The sequence below is a fragment of the Candidatus Polarisedimenticolaceae bacterium genome (assembly GCA_036275915.1).
In the GTDB taxonomy this organism is placed as follows: Bacteria; Acidobacteriota; Polarisedimenticolia; order Polarisedimenticolales; family DASRJG01; genus DASRJG01.
On record DASUCV010000006.1, the window covers coordinates 1 to 22,988 of the forward strand.

At 69.4% G+C, this 22,988-nt stretch carries 20 protein-coding genes; 11 read left to right on the forward strand and 9 right to left on the reverse strand.

Annotated features, from left to right (window positions below; genetic code table 11):
* Positions 1-78 precede the first annotated feature (78 nt).
* The 3 genes from glmS to VFV19_06100 are packed head-to-tail and all read right to left on the reverse strand — an operon-like array spanning position 79 to position 3,983.
* Entirely contained in the window at positions 79-1,920 is a 1,842-nt protein-coding gene (gene glmS / locus VFV19_06090; protein HEX4823862.1) for a glutamine--fructose-6-phosphate transaminase (isomerizing), read from the reverse strand.
* A 60-nt stretch (positions 1,921-1,980) separates the two neighbouring features.
* Positions 1,981-3,396 carry a bifunctional UDP-N-acetylglucosamine diphosphorylase/glucosamine-1-phosphate N-acetyltransferase GlmU gene (gene glmU / locus VFV19_06095; GenBank protein ID HEX4823863.1) on the reverse strand — a complete coding sequence of 472 codons (1,416 nt, stop codon included), beginning with the start codon at positions 3,394-3,396 and terminating at the stop codon, positions 1,981-1,983.
* 2 nt (positions 3,397-3,398) lie between these two features.
* Positions 3,399-3,983 (reverse strand): tetratricopeptide repeat protein, encoded by a 585-nt coding sequence (locus VFV19_06100; protein HEX4823864.1) that lies wholly within the window; start codon positions 3,981-3,983, stop codon positions 3,399-3,401.
* A 96-nt stretch (positions 3,984-4,079) separates the two neighbouring features.
* Between VFV19_06100 and folK the strand changes: the two genes are divergently transcribed.
* The 6 genes from folK (at position 4,080) to VFV19_06130 (ending at position 7,653) form a co-directional block, all read left to right on the forward strand.
* Entirely contained in the window at positions 4,080-4,598 is a 519-nt protein-coding gene (gene folK, locus VFV19_06105) for a 2-amino-4-hydroxy-6-hydroxymethyldihydropteridine diphosphokinase (GenBank protein ID HEX4823865.1), read from the forward strand.
* Entirely contained in the window at positions 4,595-5,233 is a 639-nt protein-coding gene (locus tag VFV19_06110; GenBank protein ID HEX4823866.1) for a deoxynucleoside kinase, read from the forward strand. The genes folK and VFV19_06110 overlap by 4 nt, the downstream gene beginning before the upstream one ends.
* Positions 5,234-5,261: 28 nt before the next feature.
* On the forward strand, positions 5,262-6,068 hold the full coding sequence (panB, locus tag VFV19_06115) for a 3-methyl-2-oxobutanoate hydroxymethyltransferase (protein HEX4823867.1): 807 nt from the start codon (positions 5,262-5,264) through the stop codon (positions 6,066-6,068).
* Positions 6,068-6,913: a pantoate--beta-alanine ligase gene (gene panC / locus VFV19_06120; GenBank protein ID HEX4823868.1), complete on the forward strand. Its 846-nt coding sequence runs from the start codon at positions 6,068-6,070 to the stop codon at positions 6,911-6,913. Before panB ends, panC begins: the two co-directional genes overlap by 1 nt.
* Before the next feature lie 102 nt (positions 6,914-7,015).
* Positions 7,016-7,405, forward strand: a complete 390-nt coding sequence (gene panD / locus VFV19_06125) for an aspartate 1-decarboxylase (protein ID HEX4823869.1) — start codon at positions 7,016-7,018, stop codon at positions 7,403-7,405.
* Positions 7,402-7,653 carry a DUF2007 domain-containing protein gene (locus VFV19_06130; protein HEX4823870.1) on the forward strand — a complete coding sequence of 84 codons (252 nt, stop codon included), beginning with the start codon at positions 7,402-7,404 and terminating at the stop codon, positions 7,651-7,653. The genes panD and VFV19_06130 overlap by 4 nt, the downstream gene beginning before the upstream one ends.
* Here the strand turns inward: VFV19_06130 and coaE are convergent.
* The 3 genes from coaE to VFV19_06145 are packed head-to-tail and all read right to left on the reverse strand — an operon-like array spanning position 7,650 to position 9,714.
* Positions 7,650-8,216, reverse strand: a complete 567-nt coding sequence (gene coaE, locus VFV19_06135) for a dephospho-CoA kinase (GenBank protein HEX4823871.1) — start codon at positions 8,214-8,216, stop codon at positions 7,650-7,652. The genes VFV19_06130 and coaE overlap by 4 nt on opposite strands.
* Positions 8,198-9,112 carry a bifunctional 5,10-methylenetetrahydrofolate dehydrogenase/5,10-methenyltetrahydrofolate cyclohydrolase gene (locus VFV19_06140; protein ID HEX4823872.1) on the reverse strand — a complete coding sequence of 305 codons (915 nt, stop codon included), beginning with the start codon at positions 9,110-9,112 and terminating at the stop codon, positions 8,198-8,200. The genes coaE and VFV19_06140 overlap by 19 nt, the downstream gene beginning before the upstream one ends.
* Positions 9,109-9,714, reverse strand: a complete 606-nt coding sequence (locus VFV19_06145; GenBank protein HEX4823873.1) for a hypothetical protein — start codon at positions 9,712-9,714, stop codon at positions 9,109-9,111. Before VFV19_06145 ends, VFV19_06140 begins: the two co-directional genes overlap by 4 nt.
* A 44-nt stretch (positions 9,715-9,758) precedes the next feature.
* On the opposite strand from VFV19_06145, the gene VFV19_06150 reads away from it, so the two are divergent.
* On the forward strand, positions 9,759-9,983 hold the full coding sequence (locus tag VFV19_06150) for a hypothetical protein (GenBank protein HEX4823874.1): 225 nt from the start codon (positions 9,759-9,761) through the stop codon (positions 9,981-9,983).
* Here the strand turns inward: VFV19_06150 and VFV19_06155 are convergent.
* Entirely contained in the window at positions 9,955-13,503 is a 3,549-nt protein-coding gene (locus VFV19_06155) for an AsmA-like C-terminal region-containing protein (GenBank protein ID HEX4823875.1), read from the reverse strand. The two genes, VFV19_06150 and VFV19_06155, sit on opposite strands and share 29 nt — an antisense overlap.
* Before the next feature lie 59 nt (positions 13,504-13,562).
* Here VFV19_06155 and uvrA point away from each other — a divergent pair, with 59 nt between their 5' ends.
* Positions 13,563-16,436 carry an excinuclease ABC subunit UvrA gene (gene uvrA, locus VFV19_06160; protein ID HEX4823876.1) on the forward strand — a complete coding sequence of 958 codons (2,874 nt, stop codon included), beginning with the start codon at positions 13,563-13,565 and terminating at the stop codon, positions 16,434-16,436.
* 18 nt (positions 16,437-16,454) lie between these two features.
* Positions 16,455-17,774: a citrate (Si)-synthase, eukaryotic gene (locus VFV19_06165; protein HEX4823877.1), complete on the forward strand. Its 1,320-nt coding sequence runs from the start codon at positions 16,455-16,457 to the stop codon at positions 17,772-17,774.
* Here VFV19_06165 and VFV19_06170 read toward each other — a convergent pair.
* Positions 17,731-18,552 (reverse strand): sigma-70 family RNA polymerase sigma factor, encoded by an 822-nt coding sequence (locus VFV19_06170; GenBank protein ID HEX4823878.1) that lies wholly within the window; start codon positions 18,550-18,552, stop codon positions 17,731-17,733. The genes VFV19_06165 and VFV19_06170 overlap by 44 nt on opposite strands.
* Before the next feature lie 99 nt (positions 18,553-18,651).
* Here VFV19_06170 and VFV19_06175 point away from each other — a divergent pair, with 99 nt between their 5' ends.
* Complete coding sequence (locus VFV19_06175; GenBank protein ID HEX4823879.1) at positions 18,652-19,659, forward strand: AraC family transcriptional regulator; 1,008 nt, start codon at positions 18,652-18,654, stop codon at positions 19,657-19,659.
* Here VFV19_06175 and VFV19_06180 read toward each other — a convergent pair.
* A complete protein-coding gene (locus VFV19_06180; protein HEX4823880.1) occupies positions 19,656-22,211 on the reverse strand; it encodes an alpha/beta fold hydrolase in 2,556 nt (851 codons plus the stop codon). The two genes, VFV19_06175 and VFV19_06180, sit on opposite strands and share 4 nt — an antisense overlap.
* 27 nt (positions 22,212-22,238) lie before the next feature.
* Between VFV19_06180 and VFV19_06185 the strand changes: the two genes are divergently transcribed.
* Positions 22,239-22,940, forward strand: a complete 702-nt coding sequence (locus tag VFV19_06185; protein HEX4823881.1) for an SDR family NAD(P)-dependent oxidoreductase — start codon at positions 22,239-22,241, stop codon at positions 22,938-22,940.
* Positions 22,941-22,988 lie beyond the last annotated feature (48 nt).

The window sequence follows — 22,988 nt, forward strand, 5'->3', positions numbered from 1 at the left end:
CACACACAACAGGCACTGAGTTGTGTGTGACGAAACCACCCCTCTGACTTTGGGTGGAAATTCGGTAGCTGTCCCCTCTTACTCGACTGTGACGCTCTTCGCGAGGTTCCTCGGCTGATCGACGTCGCAGCCGCGGAGCAGCGCGATGTGATACGCGAGCAGCTGGAGCGGGATCACCGTCAGGAGCGGCGAGAGAAGCTCGTGCGTCTTCGGGACGGTGAGAACGAAGTCGGCCTTGCGGGCGACGTCGCCTTCGTGCTCGTCGGTCACGGCGATGACGATGCCGGAGCGCGCCTTCACCTCTTCGATGTTGGAGAGCATCTTCTCGAAGACGCCGTCGGTCGGCGCGAGGGCGACGACCGGCATGTCCTCGTCGATGAGGGCGATCGGGCCGTGTTTCATCTCGCCGGCGGGGTAGCCCTCGGCATGGATGTAGGAGATCTCCTTGAGCTTGAGGGCCCCCTCGAGCGCGATCGGGAAGTTCACGCCGCGGCCGAGGTAGAGAAAGTCGCGGTGCTGGTGGAACGTCTTCGCCAGCTCGACGACCGGTGCGTCATCGGTGAGGTAACGCTCCATCTGCGCGGGGATGTGGTAGAGCGCGCGGATGATCTCGGTGCTCTCCGCGTCCGAGAGGGTCTTGCGCACGCGACCGAGCTTCAAGGCGAGCAGTGCCAGCGCCGTGATCTGGCTCGTGAACGCTTTCGTCGAGGCGACGCCGATCTCGGGGCCGGCGTGCGTGTAGATCGTGCCGTCGCACTCGCGGGTCAGCATTGAGCCGCGGACGTTGCAAATCGCGAGCGCGAGCGCCCCCTGCGATTTCGCCTCGCGCTCGGCGGCCAGCGTGTCGGCCGTCTCGCCCGACTGCGAGATGAAGACCGAGAGGCACTTCGCGTCGAGCATCGGCTTCCGGTACCGGTACTCCGAGGCGTAATCGACCTCGACCGGAATCTTCGCGAGCTGCTCGATGAGGAACTTGCCGACGTGGCCGGCGTGCCACGACGTGCCGCAGGCCACGATCTGGATGCGCTCGGCCTTGGCGAGCGCGGCATCGGGGACCTGGATCTCCTCGAGGTGGACCGACGCGTCCTCCAGCGAGACCCTTCCGAGCAGCGTGTCGCGCACCGCGCGGGGCTGCTCGTGGATCTCCTTGAGCATGAAATGCTTGTAGCCGCCCTTCTCCGCCATGATCGGATCCCACGGGATCCGCGTCGTCTCCTTGACGAGGGGCGTGCCGTCGATCTTGAGGAAGCTCACCCCGCTGGGCCTCACGACGACGATCTCGTAGTCGTCCATGAAGACGACGTCCTTCGTGTGCGAGAGGATCGCGGGGATGTCGGACGCGACGAAGTACTCGCCGTTGCCGATGCCGACGACGAGCGGCGGGCCGACGCGCGCGGCGACGATCGTGTCCGGGGCGTCGACGGAGAGCGCGACGAGCGCGTAGATCCCGCGCAAGCGGGGGAGGATCGAGCGGAAGGCGACCGGAAGGTCCGTCGCGCCGTCCTTCATCGCCTGCTCGAGCGCGTGCGCGACGATCTCGGTGTCGGTCTCGGTGACGAACTTGTGCCCCTTGGCCTGAAGCTCGTGCTTGAGCTCGATGTAGTTCTCGATGATGCCGTTGTGGATGACGACGATCCGCCCCGTGCAGTCGCGGTGCGGGTGCGCGTTCTCCTCGGTGGGGCGGCCGTGCGTCGCCCAGCGCGTGTGCGCGATCCCGTAGCGGCCGTGGATCGGCTTCTCCGCGAGGACGCGCTCGAGGTCGCGCAGCTTGCCGGGGGCGCGGCGGAGGCTCAGCTCACCGTTCCCGTTGACGACGGCGATCCCGGCGGAGTCGTAGCCGCGGTACTCGAGCTTCCGGAGGCCTTCGATGAGGACCTCGACCGGATCCTTCGCGCCGATGTACCCGACGATGCCGCACATGGATGCCGATCCTCCCCGGTCGAAGACTAAAGGAATAATGCCGCCGAACGGCGGTTGCAATCAGGAATGATGGGAAGACCCGGCCGCGGCCTTCTTTTTCTTCCGCGCGACCCACCCCTCGAGGTTGAGCTGCCGGACCCGCGAGAGTGCGAGCGCGCCGGCCGGGACGTCGTCGGTGACCGTGGTCCCCGCGCCGACGTAGGCGCCTTCGCCGACGGAGACCGGCGCCACGAGCTGCGTGTCGCTGCCGATGAAGACCCCCGCGCCGAGCGTCGTCTTGTGCTTGTGGACGCCGTCGTAGTTGCAGGTGATCGTCCCCGCTCCAATGTTGCAATCGTGGCCGATCTGCGCGTCGCCCAGGTACGCGAGATGCGACGCCTTGCTGCCGCGGCCGAGGGTCGTCTTCTTCAGCTCGACGAAGTTGCCGACCTTCGCGTCCCGCTCGAGGACCGAGCCGGGCCTGAGGTGCGCAAACGGGCCGACGGAAGCAAAGTCGCCCACGACGGCGTCCTCGAGCACGCTGTGGTCCTTGATCTCGACCCCGCGCCCGAGGCGTACGCCGTTCAGCCGGCACCCCGGGCGGACGACGGAATCCTCGCCGATCGTCGTCTCCCCCTCGACGATGACATCGGGGTAGAGGACGACGTCTCGGGCGATGGAGGCCCTCGGGTCGACCCAGGTGCGTGACGGGTCGAGAAGGGTCACCCCGCCCTCCTGGAGCGCTGTCGCCTTGCGCGCGTACAGCTCGGCTCCCGCGCGGGCCAGTTCGGCACGCGTGTTGACGCCGAGCACCTCGTCGGACGCGCCGTGCACGAGCGCCACGACCTTCGCCTTCTTCTTGATCAGCGCGTGGACGGCGTCGGTGAGGTAGTACTCGCCCTGGGCGTTGTCCGGGCGCAGCTTGCGGAGCAGGGGGAAGAGGAGCGTGGGATCGGCACAGTAGATGCCGCAGTTGATCTCCCGGAGCGCGCGCTCCGAAGCCGTCGCATCCTTGTGCTCGACGATCCGCTCGACCCGGCCGCCGCCGTCGCGGACGATGCGGCCGTAGCCGGTCGCGTCGGGCAGCACGGTCGTGACGAGGGACAGCGCCGCCTTTTCTTTGCGGTGGAGGGCGATGAGCGCGGCGAGGGTCTCCGCGCGCAGGCTCGGCAGGTCGCCGTTGACGATGAGGAGTGGCCCGCCGGCGCCCTTGAGCGCCGAGGCGGCCTGCAGGACCGCGTGGCCGGTCCCGCGCTGCTCGCGCTGGAGGACGAAGGCGTCGCAGAGATCGCCGAGAGCCGCCTCGACCTGCTCCGACTGGAAGCCGACGACGGCGACCGTCTTATCGGGCTTCAGCCCCGCCGCGGCACGCGCGACCCACGTCGCCATCGGCTGACCGGCGACGGGGTGGAGCAGCTTGATCGTCTTCGACTTCAGGCGCGTGCCCTGGCCGGCCGCGAGGATCAGGACGGTCAGCGGCGCCCGCTTTCCGGGCACGCTCAGGCCCCCGCGTGACTCGGCTCGATGACGTCGATGAACGCGGCCTCGTCGCGGACCGAGTCGAAGTCGGAGTCGGACGCGGCGTGGAATCGGAAGGTCGGGTCGATCGTCAGCGCCTTCTTCAGCTCGGACGCGGCGCCCTCGACGTTCCCCTGGAGGCCGCGCACCGACGCCCGCGCGTAGAGGATGCTGGCGTCGCCGGGGCGCGCCGTGAGCGCGCGCTCGAGGGTCGACCACGCCTCGTCGAGGCGTCCCGCGTTCGCCAGCACGACGCCGCGGTGGTAGAGCGACTCGGCGTCGTCGGGGCCGGACTCGGGTCCCGCGAGCTTGCGGTCGCAGATCGAGGCGTAGGTGCGGGCGCGGTCGGCGAGGATCGGCTCGTCGCCCTTCGCCGCGTCGATGACCGCGGCGAACTGCGTGCGCGCCTGGGCGAACTGCCCCTTCCCGAACGCCTCCGCCCCGGCGGAGAACGCGGCGAGCGCCGCCTCGTACTGCGCGATGTTGCGCGGGATCGACCGCGCGGGGCGCGCGGGGGTCTCCCCGGGCGTTTCAGGGCCGGCAGTCTTCTTCTTCGCGGTGGCCATGTCGGTCGGAACCTCCCCCCATCGGTCAGGGCGTGGAAAGGGCGCCATTCTAGCGGCCGGGGCTCCCCCCCTTCAACTGAGGCTAAGATCGGCCCCGTGACCGGCTACGTCGCGCTCGGCAGCAACGTGGGAGATCGCGACGCGCACCTCCGGGCCGGGATCCTCGCCATGCACGCCGCCGGACTGCGCGTGACGGCCGCCTCGTCGGTCTGGGAGACCGAGCCGGTCGGGGGCGCCGGGCCAGCTTGGTTCCTCAACATGGTCGTCCGCGTCGAGACCGAGCTGCCGCCCGAAGGCGCCCTCGATGCGCTCCTCGCGATCGAAGCCGCCCGAGGCCGGCGGCGCAGCGTTCGGAACGCTCCCCGCGAGCTCGATCTCGACTTGCTGCTCCTCGGCGACGAGCGGCGCGCGTCGCCCGAGCTGACGCTGCCGCACCCCCGGATGGGCGAGCGCGCCTTCGTCCTGGAGCCGCTCGCCGAGATCGCGCCGGACCTCGTCGTCGGCGCGCGCACGGTCGCCGGGGCGCTCGCGGGGCTCCACGACCCGCACGCCGTGCGCCGCCGCGGTCCCCTTGCCTTGCCGGAAACGCTTTCCGTATACTCGCGCGCTCTATGAAATTCCGGTCGATCGCCGTGGAAGGCCCCATCGGGGTCGGCAAGACGTCGTTCGTCGAGCTGCTCGTCAAACGCTTCGAGGCGCACAAGGTTCTCGAGCGCGTCGAGAACCCGTTCCTGCGCGACTTCTACCACGACAAGACCGGCGCGGCGTTCCAGGCGCAGCTCTTCTTCATGCTCTCGCGGTACCGCCAGCTCATGGAGCTGTCGCAGCGCACGCTCTTCTCGCAGGTCACCGTCTGCGACTACATCTTCCCGAAGGACAAGATCTTCGCGTACCTGAATCTCGACGACTCGGAGCTGCTCATCTACGACAAGCTCTACGCCATGCTCGAGCCGCAGGTGCCGAAGCCCGATCTCGTCATCTTCCTGCAGGCCGACACCCCGCGCCTCATCGAGCGGATCAAGCGCCGGAAGCGCGATTACGAGTCGGAGATCTCCGAGGCCTACGTCACCGAGGTCGCGAAGGCCTACAACTACTTCTTCTTCAACTACACGACGACACCGCTGCTCGTCATCGACACGAACCAGATCGACTTCGTCCATCACGAGAAGGAGCTGGACGACCTGATCGCCCAGATCCGGCGGATGGAACGGGGCGTGCAGTACTATCGACCGTTGAGCACCTCGGCTTAAGTCGCTCGACTCCGCAAGGAGCGGGCAGATGAGGAGGCCGAAGATGATGACCGTCCCCGCCTTCCGGGCGCGCAAGTCCGGACCTCCGCTCGTCGTCCTCACCGCGTACGACGCCATGACCGCCGCGGCCGCGGAAGCCGCGGGCGTCGACGCGATGCTCGTGGGCGACTCCCTCGGCATGGTCGAGATGGGCCACGACACGACCCTGCCCGTCACGATGGAGGACATGCTCCACCATGCGAAGGCCGTGGGGAGACGGCGCCGTGAAGCGCTCCTCATCGCCGACATGCCGTGGCTGTCGTTCCACACCGGGCCGTACGACGCGGTCAAGAACGCCGCGCGGTTCGTGCGCGAGGCCGGCGCCGACGCGGTCAAGCTCGAAGGGGGCAAGAAGCGGCTGGAAGCGATCCTCGCGATCCTCGACGCGGAGATCCCGGTCATGGGCCATCTCGGCCTCACGCCCCAGTCGGTGCTCGCGATGGGCGGCTACAAGGTCCAGGGCAAGGCGAAGGACGCGGCCGACGCGCTCGTCGACGATGCGCGCGCGCTCGCCGAGGCCGGCGTCTTCTCGATCGTGCTCGAAGGCGTCCCGTCGGCGGTCGCGCAGCGGATCACCGAGGCGGTGCCGGTGCCGACGATCGGGATCGGCGCGGGCGCCGCGTGCGACGGCCAGGTTCTCGTCATCCACGACCTGCTCGGCATGCTTCCCGGCGACGTGCCGAAGTTCGTGCGCCGCTACGCCGATCTCCACGGCGCGGCGGCCGAAGCGATCCGGCGGTGGGCCGCCGACGTGCAGAACCGCACCTTCCCGTCCAACGACGAGACCTACGGCTGATGGACGTCGTCCGCCGCGTCCACGGGATGAGGGAGGTCGCGGCGCGCGCCCGGAGCCGCGGCGAGCGCATCGGCCTCGTCCCGACGATGGGGTACCTCCACGAAGGACATCTGGCGCTCGCGCGGCGGATCCGCGCCCACGTCGACGTCACCGTCGTCTCGATCTTCGTCAACCCGACGCAGTTCGGTCCCGGCGAAGACTTCGCGCGCTACCCGCGCGACCTCGCGAGGGACTGCGACCTCCTCGCCGCCGAAGGGGTCGACGTCGTGTTCGCTCCCGAAGCCGACGAGATCTACCCCGCGGGCGTCTCGACGTTCGTCGAGGTCGCCGGCATCTCGGACGTCCTCGAGGGGAAGAGCCGGCCCGGGCACTTCCGCGGCGTCGCGACCGTCGTGCTCAAGCTCTTCGAGGTCGTGAAGCCGCAGGTCGCGATCTTCGGCCAGAAGGACGCCCAGCAGGTCGCCGTCGTGACGAAGATGGCCCGCGACCTCCTCCTCGACGTCGAGATCCTCGTCCTGCCGACGAAGCGCGACGAGGACGGCCTCGCGCTCTCCAGCCGCAACGTCTACCTGTCCGCGGACGAGCGCCGTGCCGCGTCCGCCATCCCGCGCGCGCTCGAGGCGGCCCGTGCCGCGCTCGCCGAGGGCGCGACCGACCCCGATGCCATCCTCGCCGCCGCCCGCGCGCCGATCGACGCGGAGCCGTTGCTGCGGATCGATTACATCGCCCTCGTCGATGCGGAATCGTTCGAGCCGGTGGCCCGCGCCCAGGGCGACCTGCTGCTCGTCGCCGCCGTTTTCGCCGGAACGACGCGCTTGATCGACAATCTGCCGCTCCGCGCCTGAGGCTTCGGTGGACGGCGACGGGACGCGCATCTTAGAGTAGTCGGTGAAACCGCGGCGTTCACTCGGCGACGAGGAGCGACCCCGGTGGAAGGAGTCTCGAAAATGACACGAGAGATGCTTCGAGCCAAGGTCCACAGGATCACGGTGACGGAGTGCGACGTCGAGTACGAGGGGAGCCTCACGCTCGACCGCGACCTCATGGATGCATGCGGGATGGTGCCGTTCGAGCGGATCGACGTCTACGACGTGGACAACGCGAGCCGCTTCTCCACCTACCTCATCGAGGGCGCGCGCGGCAGCGGCGCCTGCTGCATCAACGGGGCGGCCGCACGCCTCGTCGAGGTGGGCCACAAGGTGATCATCGCTTCCTACTGCGCCGTGGACGATGATCGTGTCGCCGGCCATGTCCCCCGGATCGTCCTCGTCGACGACGAGAACAGGATCACCGTCGTCAAGGACCACGAGGGGGCCGGCGTGAAGGTGCCCGCATGAACGACCCCGTCATCGTCAAATCGTTCACCGACAAGGGTGAGGCCGAGATCGCGAAGGGTCTGCTCGAAGCCGAAGGGATCGACGCCGCGATCACCGCGGACGACCTCGGCTCCGAAGGGCCCGGCATCACCTTCGGCCGTCCGATCAACCTCGTCGTCCCGGCGTCCGACGCCGACCGCGCGAGCGACCTGCTCGATCAGGCGGCGGAAGGCGGGCTCGAGGCAAGCGAGGAAGACGCCGACAGCTAGGCTCTCCGCTTCAGCTTCTCCCACACCGCGCGCACCTGCTCCGCCGTTCGGTCGAGCGTCGTCTCCGTGTCGATGACGAAGTCGGCCACGGCGGTCTTCGTCTCGAGCGGCGCCTGAGCGGCGAGGCGCGCCCGTGCGTCGGCTTCGGACATGCCGCGGGCGACCGCGCGTGCCATCTGCGTCTCGGGACGGCACGAAACGACGACGAGGGCGTCGTAGCCCCGGTACATCCCGGTCTCGACGAGGAGCGCGGCGTCGATGAGGGCGACGGCCGTTCCGGGGAGGGTGGATGTCGCGCGCACGATCTCCTCCCGAATGAGCGGATGAAGGATCGCGTTCAAGTCGGCGCGCGCGGCGTCGTCCCTGAAGACGATCGCGCCGAGGCGGCCGCGATCGACGGTGCCGAAGCGCGCCGTCACTGCCGCGACGCCCCGTCCGCCCGGTGCGAGCAACTGGTGCGCGATCGCGTCGGCGTCGACGTGGGTCGCGCCGAGCTCGCGGAACATCGCGGCGACGGTGCTCTTGCCGGAGGCGAGCCCTCCGGTCAGACCGACGCGTAGCACCGGCGCGCCGCGTCGAGCGTGTTCTTGAGGAGCATGGCGATCGTGAGTGGGCCGACGCCGCCGGGGACGGGGGAGAGCCACCCGGCGCGCTCCGCGGCTTCGTGGGGCCGCACGTCGCCGCCGAGGACCGAGCCCTTCTCGCGCAGGAGGCGGAGCTTGGCCTCGTCGTTCCCGAAGACCGCGCGCACCGCGGCCTCGTCGGTCAGCGTGTGGATGCCGACGTCGACGACCGCGGCGCCGGGCTTGACGAAGCCGCCGCCGACGAAGCCGGGCTTGCCGATCGCGGCGACGAGGAGGTCGGCTTGCGCGGCGATCGTCCGGAGGTCCGGCGTCTGCGAGTGACAGACCGTCACGGTGCAGTTCTCGCGGAGCAAGAGGATCGCCATCGGCTTGCCGACGATGTTGCTGCGGCCGAGGACGACGGCGTGCTTCCCGGCGAGCGGCACGTCGTGGCGCTTGAGCAGCTCGACGATCCCCGCGGGCGTGCAGGGGACGAAGCCGGGCAGGCCGATGAGCAGGCGGCCGGCGTTCTCGGGGTGGAAGCCGTCGACATCCTTCGCGGGGTCGATCCCCTCGAGGACGCGCTGCGCGTCGATGCCGGCGGGAAGGGGGAGCTGCACGAGGATGCCGTGGACGTCGGGGTCGGCGTTCAGGCGCGCGACGGCGGCGAGGACCTCCCGCTCGCTCGCCGAGCCGGGGAGGCGCAGCACCTCCGAGCGCATGCCGGCCTCGCGCGCGGCCTTCTCCTTCCCGCGCACGTAGACGACCGAGGCGGGGGACTCGCCGACGAGGACGACGGTGAGGCCGGGCGCGCGCCCCAGCGTGGAAACGCCGGCGGCGACCTCGTCGCGGATCGCACGTGCGACCGCGGTGCCGTCGAGCTTGATCGCGCTCACTTCACCTTCCGCTTCTTGTAGAACGCGCTGAAGCCGAACGCCTTGCCGTCGGTCAGGGTCGCCGAGATGTCGACCTGATACTTCTTCGTCTGCGGGTCGATCGCCTTGTAGATGAGGAGGCCGTCGCGCTTCTCGCCGGGGCCGAGGACGACCTCGCCGTCGATGATCGCGCCACGGATCCGCTCGATGTTCTTCGGCGGCTCGCGGTCGTTGATCTGGAAGGCGGTGATGATCATGGGCAGGTCGATCGGCCCGGCCGAGTCCATCCAGCTCGTGACGAGGCGGCACGCCTGCGGCTGGAAGACCATCCGCGTCTCGGAGAGGTTCTCGATCATGATGTGGAACGAGAAGAACCCCTCCGGGTGGTCGGGCGCGGTCGTGAACGGGTCGAGCTCGAGGCCGCCGCGCGCGTGGATGTAGCGCGTGCGGGTCGCGTCGTCGATGCGCGTGAGGCGGATCGCGGCGGTGGGCCCGATCTTGCCCCACGTCTCGCCGGTCAGCTCGCCCGCGCCGTTCTGCGTCGGATCGGGGTCGTAGATGACCGGCTTCTGCGCCGCGACGCCGAGCGCGAGCAGGGAAGCCGCCACGAGGAGGGTGCGCACGGGGGGGATTCTAACAAGGCACGCTTCTGTGGTATCTCTCCATCATGAACGCGAAGAAGATCCTCGGGCTCGTCCTGGTCGCCGCCGGTGTCGTCATCCTCGTCTACCGCGGCTTCAACTACACGAAGGAGAGCCACAAGGCGTCGATCGGCCCCTTCGACTTCAAGGTCAAGGAGGAGGAGCACGTCGCGATCCCGACATGGGCCGGGATCGGCGCCGTCATCGCGGGGGTCGCGATGCTCATTCTCCCGCTGCGTCGGGAGCGGTAGCGGCGGCCCGCTTCTCCTCTTCCTTGCGGACCTTCTTCAGCGCCTTGGCGCAGACGTTCGTCTCGGCCGTGATCCGGTCGTAGAACCCCTTCAGGAGGATCGTGATGCCGGCCGTCGCGACCGCCGCGCCGGTCGTCGCGGCGGCCTCGAGCGGCTTGGCGTCGATCTTGGGGTCCGCGAGCGTGCCGCCGAGCTTGATGAATGTGTTCGCGATCGTGCCCGGGCTGACCCCGACCCCCTTGCGCGGCTTCAGCGTCCAGGTGAGGTTGATCTCTTCGGTCGAGAGGTCGAGCTTGCCCCGGCCGAGGATCGTGAGCTTGTCGGTGCGCGTCGCGATCGGATCGACGACGACCTTCCCGTCCTCGATCGCCGCCGCCGCGATCCCGCATTCGAGAGGGGTATCGGGGCTCGTCTTCCGGAACGGATTGAGCGTGTCGAGGAGGGAGACCAGAAAGCCGGACGAAAGGGTCTTCGGTAGGCGCCCGGGTCCGAGCTGCACGAGAATCTTGCCGTCGCTCCCGCCGAGGATCTCGTGGAGGGTTCTTCCCTTCCCTGCAAGCTCGGTGTCGACGTCGAGCGTCGGGGCATCCTTCGGCGATCCGTCTTTCTTCAAGAGAAGAGTGAAGCGCCCGCCGTCGAGGCGAAGGCCGCCGTCGAACGCGTAGCCGTCGTCCGCGGGAGTGAGCGCCGCGTGCGTCATGAGGTGTCCGCCGTTCAAGCCCGTGCCCTCGAGGCGCTCGACGTGGAGGCCGCCGTCGTGAGCGCGCGCTTCGATCGAGACGTCGCGCAGGGGAACGCCGGGGAAAGCGACCTCGTCGGCCCGGAGAACGACGCGCGCCTCGAGCCGGCCAAGCGCGGTGAGGTCGATCGCGGCGTCGGGGATGACGTGTGTTCGCTTGGCGGCGACCGCGGGGGCCTTCTCGGCCGGCGGCTCGGTGAATCCGGAGATCAGCCGCGCGACGTCGAGACGCTTCGACCGCAGGTCGGCGTCGATCGTCGTCTTGTCCCCGAACGCGAGCGCGATCGAGCCGGCGACGTCGCTGTCGCCGAGCCGCGCCGAGAAACCCTCCGAGGTCATGCGCCGGCGGTCGCCCAGGAAGTGCCCCTCCGCGGCGAACGAGTCGGTCGGGAGCGGCGACAGGCCCGTGAGCGGGCCCACGATCGCCGCGAGATCGGGGCCCTCGACGTCCACGTCGAGCGACTGGACGTCGCCGACGGTTCCGGAGACCTCGGCGTACGCGGAGCCGAGGTTGATCTTGACGCCGTCGAGTCCGGTGACGCCGTCCTTGCGCCGGATGCGCCCGCGGGCGCGGAGCACGCCGTCGGGCAGGTGAACGCCGGCGAGCTCGGACGCGACCGTGGTGTCGGGAGCGTCGACGGCGATCGTCGCATCGGTCGCCGTCCCGACCGTGCCGTCGACCGCGAGGTGGAGGTTCCCGATCGTGCCTTCGCCACCGCGGACGCCAACGCCGCCGTCGGCCCCGCGAGCGTGGGCCTTCACGTCGAACGGCGTATCGGGAAGATGCGGCAAGGAGCCGTCCTCGAAGAAGCGAGCGATCGAAGGCAGGTGCGGGCCCACGGCGTGGAGATCGAGGTCGTACGCGGGGGCGACGATCCCATCCGCCGTGAGCGTGTCGGACCCGATCGTGCCGGTGCCGCGCTCGACGCGGTAGACGCCGCCGTCGATGCGCAGCGTGCCCTCCGCCTCGAACGGATCGGGCGGAAGCGTGGCATGGACGCCCCACGCGGCGAGGTCCGAGAGGTGGTTCCCGGATACGTGCGCGGCGAGAGACGTGGCGGCGGTGACCGGTACGCTGACGCGGCCTTCGACGGTGGCGTCCATGCCGCCGACGTGGGCGACGACGCCTTCCAGATCGTAGGCACCGCCGGAGATCCCCACCGTGCCGCCGCCGTCGAACGGCTGCGCGGGAAGGCCCGTCACGCCGAACGGCATGAGCGCACCGGCCAAGTCCTCTCCTCCGGCGTGGACACGGGCGCGCGAGCCGGCAAGACCTCGCACCGGCATAAGCGTGCCGTCGATGCCGTACGCGCTCGCGCCGAGATGTCCTTCGACCCCGTGGAGGCCGATCGCTCCGCCCTCGAGCGCCACGCGGCCGCGCACGTCGAACCGCTCGGCGGGAAGGTGCACCGTCGCGAGCGCGGAGAAAATGGAGGCGTCAGGGCCGCTCCCTTCGGCGGTGAGGTCGAGGTCGCGACAACCGGGAGGCGTGCCGATCGTGCCGGACGCGTGGACGGTCGTCTCACCGACGTGCACCGTCGTTGCGCCGATTGCGAGCACGCGCCCCCGGCGTGTGAACCGTCCGTCGACCGTGAACGGCCCCGCGGGAAGCGGAACCGTCGACACCGCCCTCAGCACCGCCAAGTCGCGGCCGCGAGCGTCGACGTCGAGCTCGATCGTCGTGCCGATCGTCCCGCTCACGCGGGCGTCGATCCCTCCCGCCGCGACGTCGACATCGGAGAGCCCTACGGCGCGGTCGGCCCAGACCACCTTGCCCGCGGCGCGGAACGGCCCCGTGGGGAGCCCACGCACACCGGTCCAGCCGCCGATGACCGCCGCGTCGGGACCGGACGCCTCGACGACCGCTTCCGCGCGCGAAAGTCCGAGGAGCGAGTCGACGGCTCCCGTCGCCTTCGCTTCCACGCCGCCGACGCCCGCGACGACCTCCACGCCGACGTCGTCCCCCTGCGGCGAGAGCTTCGCCTCGAGCTTGAACGGGCCGGCGAGGGGCGAGCGAAGGCCGAAGACCGCCAGCGCGACCGCGACGTCGGGACCCGCGACGTCGATCCCGAGCCTCGGGCCGCCGAGCGTCAATGGATCACGGAGGTGGCCTTCGACCGACAGCGTCGATTGCCCAATCCCACCGGTCAACGTCTGATCGACGTCGCGTCCTTCGAGGATGCTCGCGACCGTGCCGACGGTCCCCGCGAGGTGCCACGGCGCGGCATTGAAGTCGCCGCGGCCGTCGACCGCGACCATGTCGGTCGCCGGGTCGCGATGTGCCGTGAACGACTGGATTCCCAGCTCGAGGCCGGGGCGGTGGACGAGCCGGAAATTCCGGAGCGCCGCTTCGTCGACGACGACCTTGGGGGCCTTCTTCCTGGAAGGCGGCCGTTGCGGAAGCTCGAAATGCCAGTTCGACCGCTCGAGGAGCACCCGGACATCCTCCAGCTCGACGCGGCGAACGTGGATCTCTCCCGAAAGCAGCCTTCGGAGATCGATCGAGACGGCGAGCCGCCCCGCGGTCACCATCGACGATTCCGATCCGCCCGGCACGTTGGCGAACCGCACGTCCTTGACGGAGAGGGTCGGCGATCCGAACAGCGACAGGTCGAGCGGGCCTCCGATCGTCAGGGCCCGGCCCGTCGCCTCGCCGGCGAGACGCTCGACCTTCCCGCGGAGCCAGCCGGGGAGGGCGAGCCGCGCGGCGAGAAGGAGCGCGAGAACGAGCGCCGCCCCGACGGAAATCACGACGAGGAAGCGTTTCGCGGGGGAGGCCATCGGGCACCGCCGGAGATGATGCCCTAGAATGCGCCCGTTCCGAAGGCACCGGAGACGAGATGGCCGCCACCGAGATCGTGATCCGCGGCGCCGCGGAGCACAACCTCAAGCGCATCGACCTGACCATCCCGAGGAACCGCCTCGTCGTCATCACCGGTGTGTCCGGCTCCGGGAAGTCCTCCCTCGCGTTCGACACCCTCTACGCCGAGGGCCAGCGGCGCTACGTCGAATCGCTGTCGGCGTATGCGCGGCAGTTCCTCGAGATGATGGAGAAGCCCGACGTCGAGTCGATCGAAGGGCTCTCGCCCGCGATCTCGATCGAGCAGAAGACGACGTCGCGGAACCCGCGCTCGACCGTCGGGACGGTCACGGAAATCTACGATTACCTGCGCCTGCTCTTCGCGCGGATCGGGAAGCCCCACTGCCCGAACTGCGGGAAGCCGATCACCTCGCAGACGGTCCAGCAGATCGTCGACGCGGTGCTCGAGCTGCCACAAGGGGCGAAGATCCAGGTCATGGCGCCGATCGTGCGCGGCCGCAAGGGGATCTACAAGAAAGAGCTGAAGGAGATGGCGCGCAAGGGATTCGTGCGCGCGCGCATCGACGGCCAGGTCCGCGACCTCGCCGACGAGATCGACCTCGACAAGCAGAAGAAGCACACGATCGAGATCGTCGTCGACCGCCTGGTCGTGAAACCCGAGGTCAAGGGACGTCTGACCGACTCGGTCGAGACGGCGCTCGGCGCGGCGGAAGGGCTCGTCGTCATCGACGTCGACGGGAAGCGCGACCTCCTCTTCTCGCGCCACCTGGCGTGCATCGACTGCGGGATCTCGGTCGGCGACCTGGCGCCGCGGATGTTCTCGTTCAACTCGCCCTACGGCGCCTGTCCGGAATGCGACGGCCTCGGCGTCCGCAAGTCGTTCGACAAGGAGAAGATCCTCCGCGACCCCGCGATGACGCTGCGCGAGGGCGCGCTCGCCTGGGGCGACGCGAACTGGTACCAGGTGCTCGAGTCGGGCGTGTTCAAGGCCTACAAGGTCGGCGTCGACACGCCGTACGAGAAGCTCCCGCCCGCGTTCAAGAAGGTCCTGTGGGACGGGGCGGGGGAGCGCGAGTTCAAGTTCAAGTGGGAAGGGCGGCGCAGCAGCTACGAGTGGCAGCGGACGTGGGACGGGATCCTCCCGTCGCTCGAGCGGAAGTACCGCGACACGGCTTCGGAGTCGCGCCGCGAGGAGCTCGAGAAGCTCATGTCGGTCCACCCGTGCCCGGCGTGCCACGGCGCGCGCCTCAAGCCGGAGACCCTCGCCGTCAAGCTCGAGGGGAAGACGATCGCCGAGCACACGTCGCTCTCGGTCGCCCGCGCGATCCGGATGTACGACGCCCTCAAGCTCGACGCAAAGGAGCGGCAGATCGCGGCGCCGATCATGAAGGAGATCAAGGAGCGCCTCGGCTTCCTCGAGAACGTCGGCCTCGGCTACCTCACGCTCGACCGCGGCGCGGCGACGCTCTCCGGGGGCGAAGGGCAGCGCATCCGGCTCGCGACGCAGATCGGATCGCGGCTCACCGGCGTCCTCTACATCCTCGACGAGCCGTCGATCGGCCTGCACCAGCGGGACAACCGGAAGCTCCTCAACACGCTCGTCGCGATGCGCGACCTCGGGAACACCGTCATCGTCGTCGAGCACGACGAGGAGACGATCCTGGCGTCCGACCACGTCATCGACCTCGGTCCCGGAGCGGGGGAGCTGGGGGGCGAGATCGTCGCGCAGGGAACCCCGGGCGAGATCGCCGCCGACCGGAAGTCGCTCACCGGCGCGTTCCTCTCGGGGCGTGAGTCGGTTCCCATCCCCAAGACGCGGCGCGCGGGGAGCGGGAAGTCGATCACCGTCCACGGCGCGACCGAGCACAACTTGAAGAACGTCACCGTCGCCTTCCCGCTCGGGAAGCTCACCTGCGTCACGGGGGTCTCCGGCTCGGGCAAGAGCACTCTGGTCAACGAGATCCTGCACCGCGCTCTCGCGCGCAAGCTCCACGCCGCAGAAGACCTCCCCGGCGCGCACGCGAAGATCACCGGGATCATGGAGATCGACAAGGTCATCGACATCGATCAGTCGCCGATCGGCCGCACGCCGCGCTCGAACCCGGCAACCTACGTCGGCCTCTTCACGCCGATCCGCGATCTCTACGCGCTCGTCCCGGAATCGAGGGCGCGCGGCTACCAGCCGGGGCGGTTCTCGTTCAACGTGAAGGGCGGCCGTTGCGAGGCCTGTGAGGGCGACGGCGTCCTCCGCATCGAGATGCACTTCCTCCCGGACGTCTACGTCACCTGCGACACCTGCAACGGCCGGCGATATAACCGTGAGACGCTCGAGATCCTCTACAAGGGGAAATCGATCGCCGACGTGCTCGAGATGACCGTCCACCAGGCGCTTCCATTCTACGAGGCCGTGCCGGCGATCCGGGAGAAGCTCCAGACCCTCCAGGACGTCGGCCTCGGCTACATCCGCCTGGGACAGGCCGCCACGACGCTCTCCGGCGGCGAGGCGCAGCGGATCAAGCTGGCCAAGGAGCTGTCGCGGCGTGCCACGGGGCGCACCGTCTACCTGCTCGACGAGCCGACGACCGGTCTCCACTTCGACGACGTTCGGAAGTTGTTGGGGGTCCTGGACCGGCTCGTCGACGCCGGGAACACCGTCATCGTCATCGAGCACAACCTGGACGTGATCAAGTGCGCCGATTGGCTCATCGACCTCGGGCCGGAGGGGGGCGACGGCGGCGGTCGCGTCATCGCGACCGGCACGCCGGAAGAGGTCGCGCGAATTCCGGAGTCGAGAACCGGGGAATACGTCGCCCGGGCCTTGACGGGTCGCGCACCGGTCTCTAACCTGATTTCCGGCTCATCCCTGAAGTCCGTTGCGCGACGCCGAGGGTGAGCCTCGGGAGATCGCGCCATGTCCGCCACGCTCAAGACCATCCTCGCCGGAAAGAACGCCGCCCTCAAGAAAGAGATCGAAGGGATCCTCGGCGCCCACGGCAACACCGTCATCGGCGACGTCACGCTCTCGCAGGCTTACGGCGGAATGCGCGACATCAAGTGCATGGTGACGGAGACGTCGTCGGTCGATCCGACGGAAGGCATCCGCTACCGCGGGATGACGATCCCCGAGATGCAGGCGAAGCTGCCGCGCGCCAACGGTGGCTCGCAGCCGCTCCCCGAGTCGGTGTTCTGGCTCCTCCTCACCGGCGACATCCCGACCGACGCGCAAACCGCCGAGGTCACCGCGGCCTGGCGCGCTCACGAGACCCTTCCGGCACACGTCATGAAGGCGCTCGACGCTCTGCCGGTCGAGACCCATCCCATGACCCAGTTCTCGATCGGGATCATGGCGATGCAGAACGACTCGATCTTCGCCAAGCGCTACCGCGACGGGATGCCGAAGTCGGCCCACTGGGAGGCGATGTACGACGACGTCGCGCTCCTCTTGGGGCGCCTTCCGGTCGTCGCCGCCTACATCTACCGCCGCTCGTACAAGGGCGGGAAGCACCTCGCCCCCGCTACCGACAAATCGCTCGACTGGGCGGCGAACTTCACGCACATGCTCGGGTTCGACGACGCCGGGTTCCGCGAGCTGATGCGCCTCTACATGTCGATCCACGCCGACCACGAGGGCGGAAACGTCAGCGCGCATGCCACGCACCTCGTCGGCTCGGCGCTCTCCGACCCGTACCTCTGCCTCGCCGCCGGAATGAACGGCCTCGCCGGCCCGCTCCACGGCCTCGCGAACCAGGAAGTCATGCGGTGGCTGGTGGGCGTCAAGAAGAAGCTCGGCGGTGGCGTTCCGTCGCGCGAGCAGCTCGCGACGTTCGTCTGGGACACGCTGAACTCGGGGCAGGTCATCCCCGGCTACGGCCACGGCGTGCTCCGCGTCACCGACCCGCGCTACCTCGCGCAGCGCGAGTTCGCGATGAAGAACCTCCCGGACGACGAGAACTTCCAGATCGTCAAGATGCTCTACGAGATCGTCCCCGACATCCTCCAGAAGCAGGGGAAGGCGAAAGACCCGTGGCCGAACGTCGACGCCCACTCCGGCGTCATCCTCGTCCACTACGGTCTCGTCGAGTACGACTTCTACACCGTGCTGTTCGGCGTCTCGCGCGCCATGGGCGTCCTCGCCTCGCTGATCCTCGACCGCGCTCTCGGCCTTCCGCTCGAGCGCCCGAAGAGCATCACGACCGAGTGGGTGAAGAAGAAGATCGCCGTTCCCGTGTAAGGCTCCGCCTGACCTGCGCCAGCGCCTCGTTCTCGATCTGACGCACGCGCTCACGGCTGAGGCCGAGCAGCGCCGAGATGTCGCTGAGCAGGGCCGGCTCCTTGCCGCTGAGACCGTAGCGGAGCTTCAGTACCGTGCGTTGCCGTTTCGGGAGCGCGGCGATCGCGTCGCCGATGCGGCGCCACATCTCCGCGGAGAGCGTGACCTCGTCGGGCTCCGCGGCGTCCGGCGCCGTCAGCGTATCCCCCAACGTACGCTTGCTCTCCGGGCGCGTCGGCGTGTCGAGGGAGAGCATCACGCTCCAGCTGTTCATGGCGCGCTCGACCTGATGCTCCGTCAGGCCGAGCTCCGCACCGACGGAAGCAAGGGATTGCGGGCCGTCGTCGTCGCGCGTCTTCGACAGGATCTCGAGAACGCGCCGCCGCCGGTCGCGGGAGTAGCGCGGGACGATGACGAGCTGCGACTCGCGCTCGATCGCGGCGGACATCCCGCGGCGGATCCACCACATCGCGTAGCTCGCGAACTTGACGCCGCGCCCGGGATCGAAACGGTACGCGCCCTCGACCACGCCGAGGTTGCCGGCGCCGACGAGATCGTCGATGGGTACGCCGCGGCCCATGTAGGCGCGCGCGCAGATCGGCACGAGCCGGCGCGCCTCTTCGATCAATCGCTCCATCTCGGCGCGAGGGATGTCCTTCCGGCGCGCCTTCGGCTTCGGTCCTCGCTTCCCGGGGGCAAGAAGCTCCGGGACGAACGTTGGTGCGGTCGTGCCAGACATCGTGTCCTCCTGACGAGGACGATAAGAACGGCGCCGCGCCGGGGCATGGACCGCGGGCGCCAATTTCCTGGCCGAAGGCGACTTTGTTAGGATTCGCCGATGTCTTCGGCACTTTCCGAGCCGACCTATCTCGTCCGCGTCGCCACGCTCCTGCTCGACGACGCCGCACGGGTCGGGGTGAACCGCGAGCGGCTCGTCCGGCGCCTCGTCATCGACGAGGCGACCTTGCGAAATCCCGATGCGCGGATGCCGCTGAGCACGCTCGTCGCGATCGTGCGGGCGGTGCTCGACGAGGCGAGCGACCCCGCGTTCGGCGTACGCGCGGGCTCGGCCCGCAGGGCGCGCGACGCCGGCCTCATCGGCTATGCGATGCTCCACTCGACCACGTTGCGTGACGCCCTGTCGCGTCTGGCGCGTTACGGCCGCATCGTGGGCGACCAGAATCGCTTCGAGCTGCAAGACGGGACGATCGTCTTCGAGAGCCACCCCGGCCTCGAGTCGATTCCGGAGATCGTGGAGCTGAACCTGGCCTGGATCGTCGCCGTTCTCCGCGAGATCGCGGGGCGCGACATCGTCCCGGCCGCCGTGCGATTCCCGGCGAAGGAGCCGGAGCACGTGCAGGCGCTCCACGCGCACTTTCGGTGCCCTCTGGAATTCGACGTGCGGCCCGCGGCCATCGTCATGCACGGCGCGGATCTCGACACGACCGTGGCGTCCGCGGATGCGACGCTCGTCGGGTATCTCGACAAGCTTGCGGACGAAGCCGTGCGTGCGCTCGGCGCCAACACGACGACGGGACGGCTCCGCCAGGTCCTCTGGTCGCGCCTGAGCGCCGGCGCGCCCACCCTCGATGCCGCCGCGGCGACGATGGCGATGAGCCCGCGCACGCTGCAGCGGCGGCTCGCCGACGAAGGGACGACGTTCGCGGACGCGCTCGGCGCGCTCCGGCACGATCTCGCGGCCGGTCTCCTCGACGACCCGAAGCTCGCCGTCTACGAGGTCGGGTTCCTCCTCGGGTACGCCGACCAGAGCGCCTTCCACCGGGCGTTCCGCCGCTGGTACGGGATGTCGCCGCGACGCTTCAGGGAGAAGTCGCGCCGCCCCTAGACGTCGACGTGGCGCGCGGCGGCCGCGCGATAGCGGCCGATCATGCGCACGAGCTGAAGGAGTCCCGTCGTCGGCGCCCCGCGCGCCCGGTTTTCCGCGCCGATCTCGTACGCCAGCCGCCACTGCCGGAAGAGGATCGCGTAGGCATCGAACGGGCCCTTCGCCGCGTCGTACACCGACGTGGCCTCGGACGTCACGCCGTTCAGCTCGATGACCTTGAGCTCGCCGCGGCGAAACGCCTCGACGGAGGGCGAGCGCACGTCGTAGCGGCCGAAGCAGAAGCCGTCGAACGTGCGGCTGACGCGGTCGATCGCGGCTTCGAGCTCCGGCGTGGCGTGACGCATCCCGTCCCGGAAGAAGGCGCCGCGGCAGTGCGTCCCGAGCTCGACGAGCTGCACCCGTTCTCCGCTCGGGACGACGTCGTGCAGATGCTCGTGCTGCTTGTCCAGGTAGGTTGGCGCCATCGGGAGGGTACGGCGGTCGGTGAGGATCAGCTCCTCCAGGGTCCGCGCTCCGTCGCCGGTCACGGCGGGGAGCTCCTTCTCGGTGATCGCGAAGATACGCCCGCGGTCTTCCGACGGGCGCCGCACATAGAAGACGCCGAACTCGACGCCGGGGGCGTACTGCTGCGCGATGACGTCGTACGGCGCCGTGCGGAGGTACGCATCGACCTCGTCCCAGCTCTTCGCGATGACGACACCGGAGCCGCGCTGGCCTGCGTCGGGCTTGAGGACCAGCGGGAGCCCCAGGTCACGCACGCCCTCGGCGTCGCCGCCGCGCACGAGGTGCCACGGCGCCACTGTGTCGCCGGCGCGGGCGAGGCCGGTCAGGATCTGCGCCTTCGACTCGCCGATGAAACCGCCGGCCTCGATCGCGGGGTTCGCGGCGGTGAAGAGCGTCATCCCGCGAAGTCGGACGCCGAGCCACGCCGCGTAGAGCACGACCGGTGGATAGAAGACGTACGGTGGCCAGTACTCCCAGCGCACCAGCCGGCGCCAGCCCGACGCGAGGAGCCGGCGGCCGCGCCAGGTGAAGAGCTTGGGGATCGTCCGCGTCGCGATCGTGACGATCACGAACACGACGACGACGGCGGGCAACGCGTAGGCCTCGAAGCGATCGAAGACGTCGAGAACCGGCGCGCCGACGAGGACCGTCACGCCGACGAGGAGGGGCGTCCAGAGGATCGCCGCGACCCCGAACCAGAGCATGAACGTCCAGAACGGCGTGCGAAGGACGCCGGACGCGAGGTAGGTCGTGAAGCGCGTCCCGGGGAGGAATCGGCTCGCCAGGATGACCATCGGACCGCGCTCACGAAACCACTCCGAGCTCCGCTCCATCTGATGAGGTGTGATGAACCAGCGCATGGGAGCGCGGGCAACGACCGCGCGGCCGAGCGTGCGCCCGATGAGGAAGAGCAGGATGTCGCCGATCAGGATACCGAGCAGGCTCGCGACCGTGCCGGCGAGGAAGCTGAGGCGTCCGGCGGCGATGAGGAGGCCGGCGCCGATCGACGAGAGATCCTCGCTGACGAGAGTGGACGCCGAGATCAGGGCGAGGACGATGAGGCGCGGGATGCCTTTGAACTTCGGCAGCGATCTCGGATCGAACGGCCTCGCCGCGGCGGCGATGCGCTCCGGATCCGCCGTCGCGCGCGTCGGCGCGTCGCCGCGCTCGACGCTCTCGAGGAACGGCAGCACGACGCCGGGGAGGCGGTTGTCCTGGCGAACGAAGACCATGAAATGACTGGCGGGTGTCATGACGATCCGCGCTTGCGGGACGAGGCGCGCGTGCTCCTCGGCCGCCTGGATCGGCACGAGCGGGTCTTCCTTGCCGTGGATGATGAGCATCGGCGCCGCGAAGCGCGACAGGATGCCGCGCAGCGGACGCTGGTCGGAGTCGTAGAAATTGCGGGCGTAGCTCACGCCGAACAGGCTGTGGTCGAGCGCGCCGAAATGCGGGGTGAGCTCCCGCAGCGACCAGATGAGAGCGAGCTGAATCCCGTGGAGCGCGTGGTTCATCCGGTAGTCGCCCAGCAGCTCGTACTCCTGCGCGCCGATCGCCGAGAGCATCGTGATCGAGCGGACGCGCCGCGGCGCGATGTCGGCCATCGAGAGGACGACGCCGCCCCCCATGCTGAAGCCGACGAGGTGCGCCTCGCCGATCCGGAGGGCGTCCATCAGCTCGAGGACGTAGCGGGCGTGGGCGCGGAACGAGTAATCGGGGATCCGGCGCTCGCTGGCGCCGAACCCGGGAAGGTCGGGGGCGATGACCCGGTACTCCTTCGCGAGGGCGGGCAGCACGTTGTCGAAATCGTAGGAACCGCCCGGGCTGCCGTGAAGGAGGATGACGGCGGGCCGGTCTCGAGGACCGGCATCCCGATACGCGATGCGGAGCGTGCCCGCTTGCGGTCGATCCCCCGCGACGATGGGAACGTCGACGGTGGCGAGGCCTGCGGGAACCGGGCGCTCCGGCTGCGCGTGGCGCACGATCCACGACGCCGCGAGCAGGACGAGATAGAGTGCCGCGAGCGCGCGGACGATCTTGCCGGTCACGAGGCCGGAGTCTAGCAGGGGGATGCGATGAGCTTCGATTTCACGAACCGCGACGTGGTGGTGACCGGAGCGACCGGCGAGCTCGGCGGCGCCGTCGCACGAACCCTCCTCGACGCAGGGGCGACGCTCTACCTGCCGGTCCGGAGTCTCGCGAAAGCCCGGAAGCAGTTCGTCCCGTTCGAGGATCGCGCGCGCTTCGTCGAGGTCGCCGACCTCGGAAACGAGGGGGCGGTCGAGGCGTTCTACGCGACGGTCCCTCACCTGTGGGCGTCGATCCACACTGCCGGCGGATTCTCATGGGGGCGGGTCGACGACATCTCGCTCGCGCAGTTCCAATCGATGCTCGACATGAACGCGATCCCCGCCTTCCTGTGCGCGCGTGAGGCGATCAAGAAGATGCGCGGGCGCGGCGGCAGGATCGTCAACGTGTCGGCACAGCCCGGTGTCGAGCCGCGCCGGGGCGCCGGCAAGTCGGCCTACGCGGCAAGCAAGGCGGCAGTCGCGGCGCTCACGCTGGCTCTGGCCGAAGAGGTCGCCGACGAGAAAATCTGGGTCAACGCCGTCGTCCCGTCGATCATGGACACGCCGTCGAACCGCAAGGACATGCCCGACGCCGACCACGCGAAGTGGCCGAAGGTCGACGAGGTCGCCGCGACGATCGCGTTCCTGGCGTCGCCGGAGAACGCCGTCACGCGCGCCGCCCTCGTCCCGGTCTACGGAAGAACCTGATCGAGATCGCCACGGCGCCCGGGTAGACGCTCACGGCCTCGCCATGGT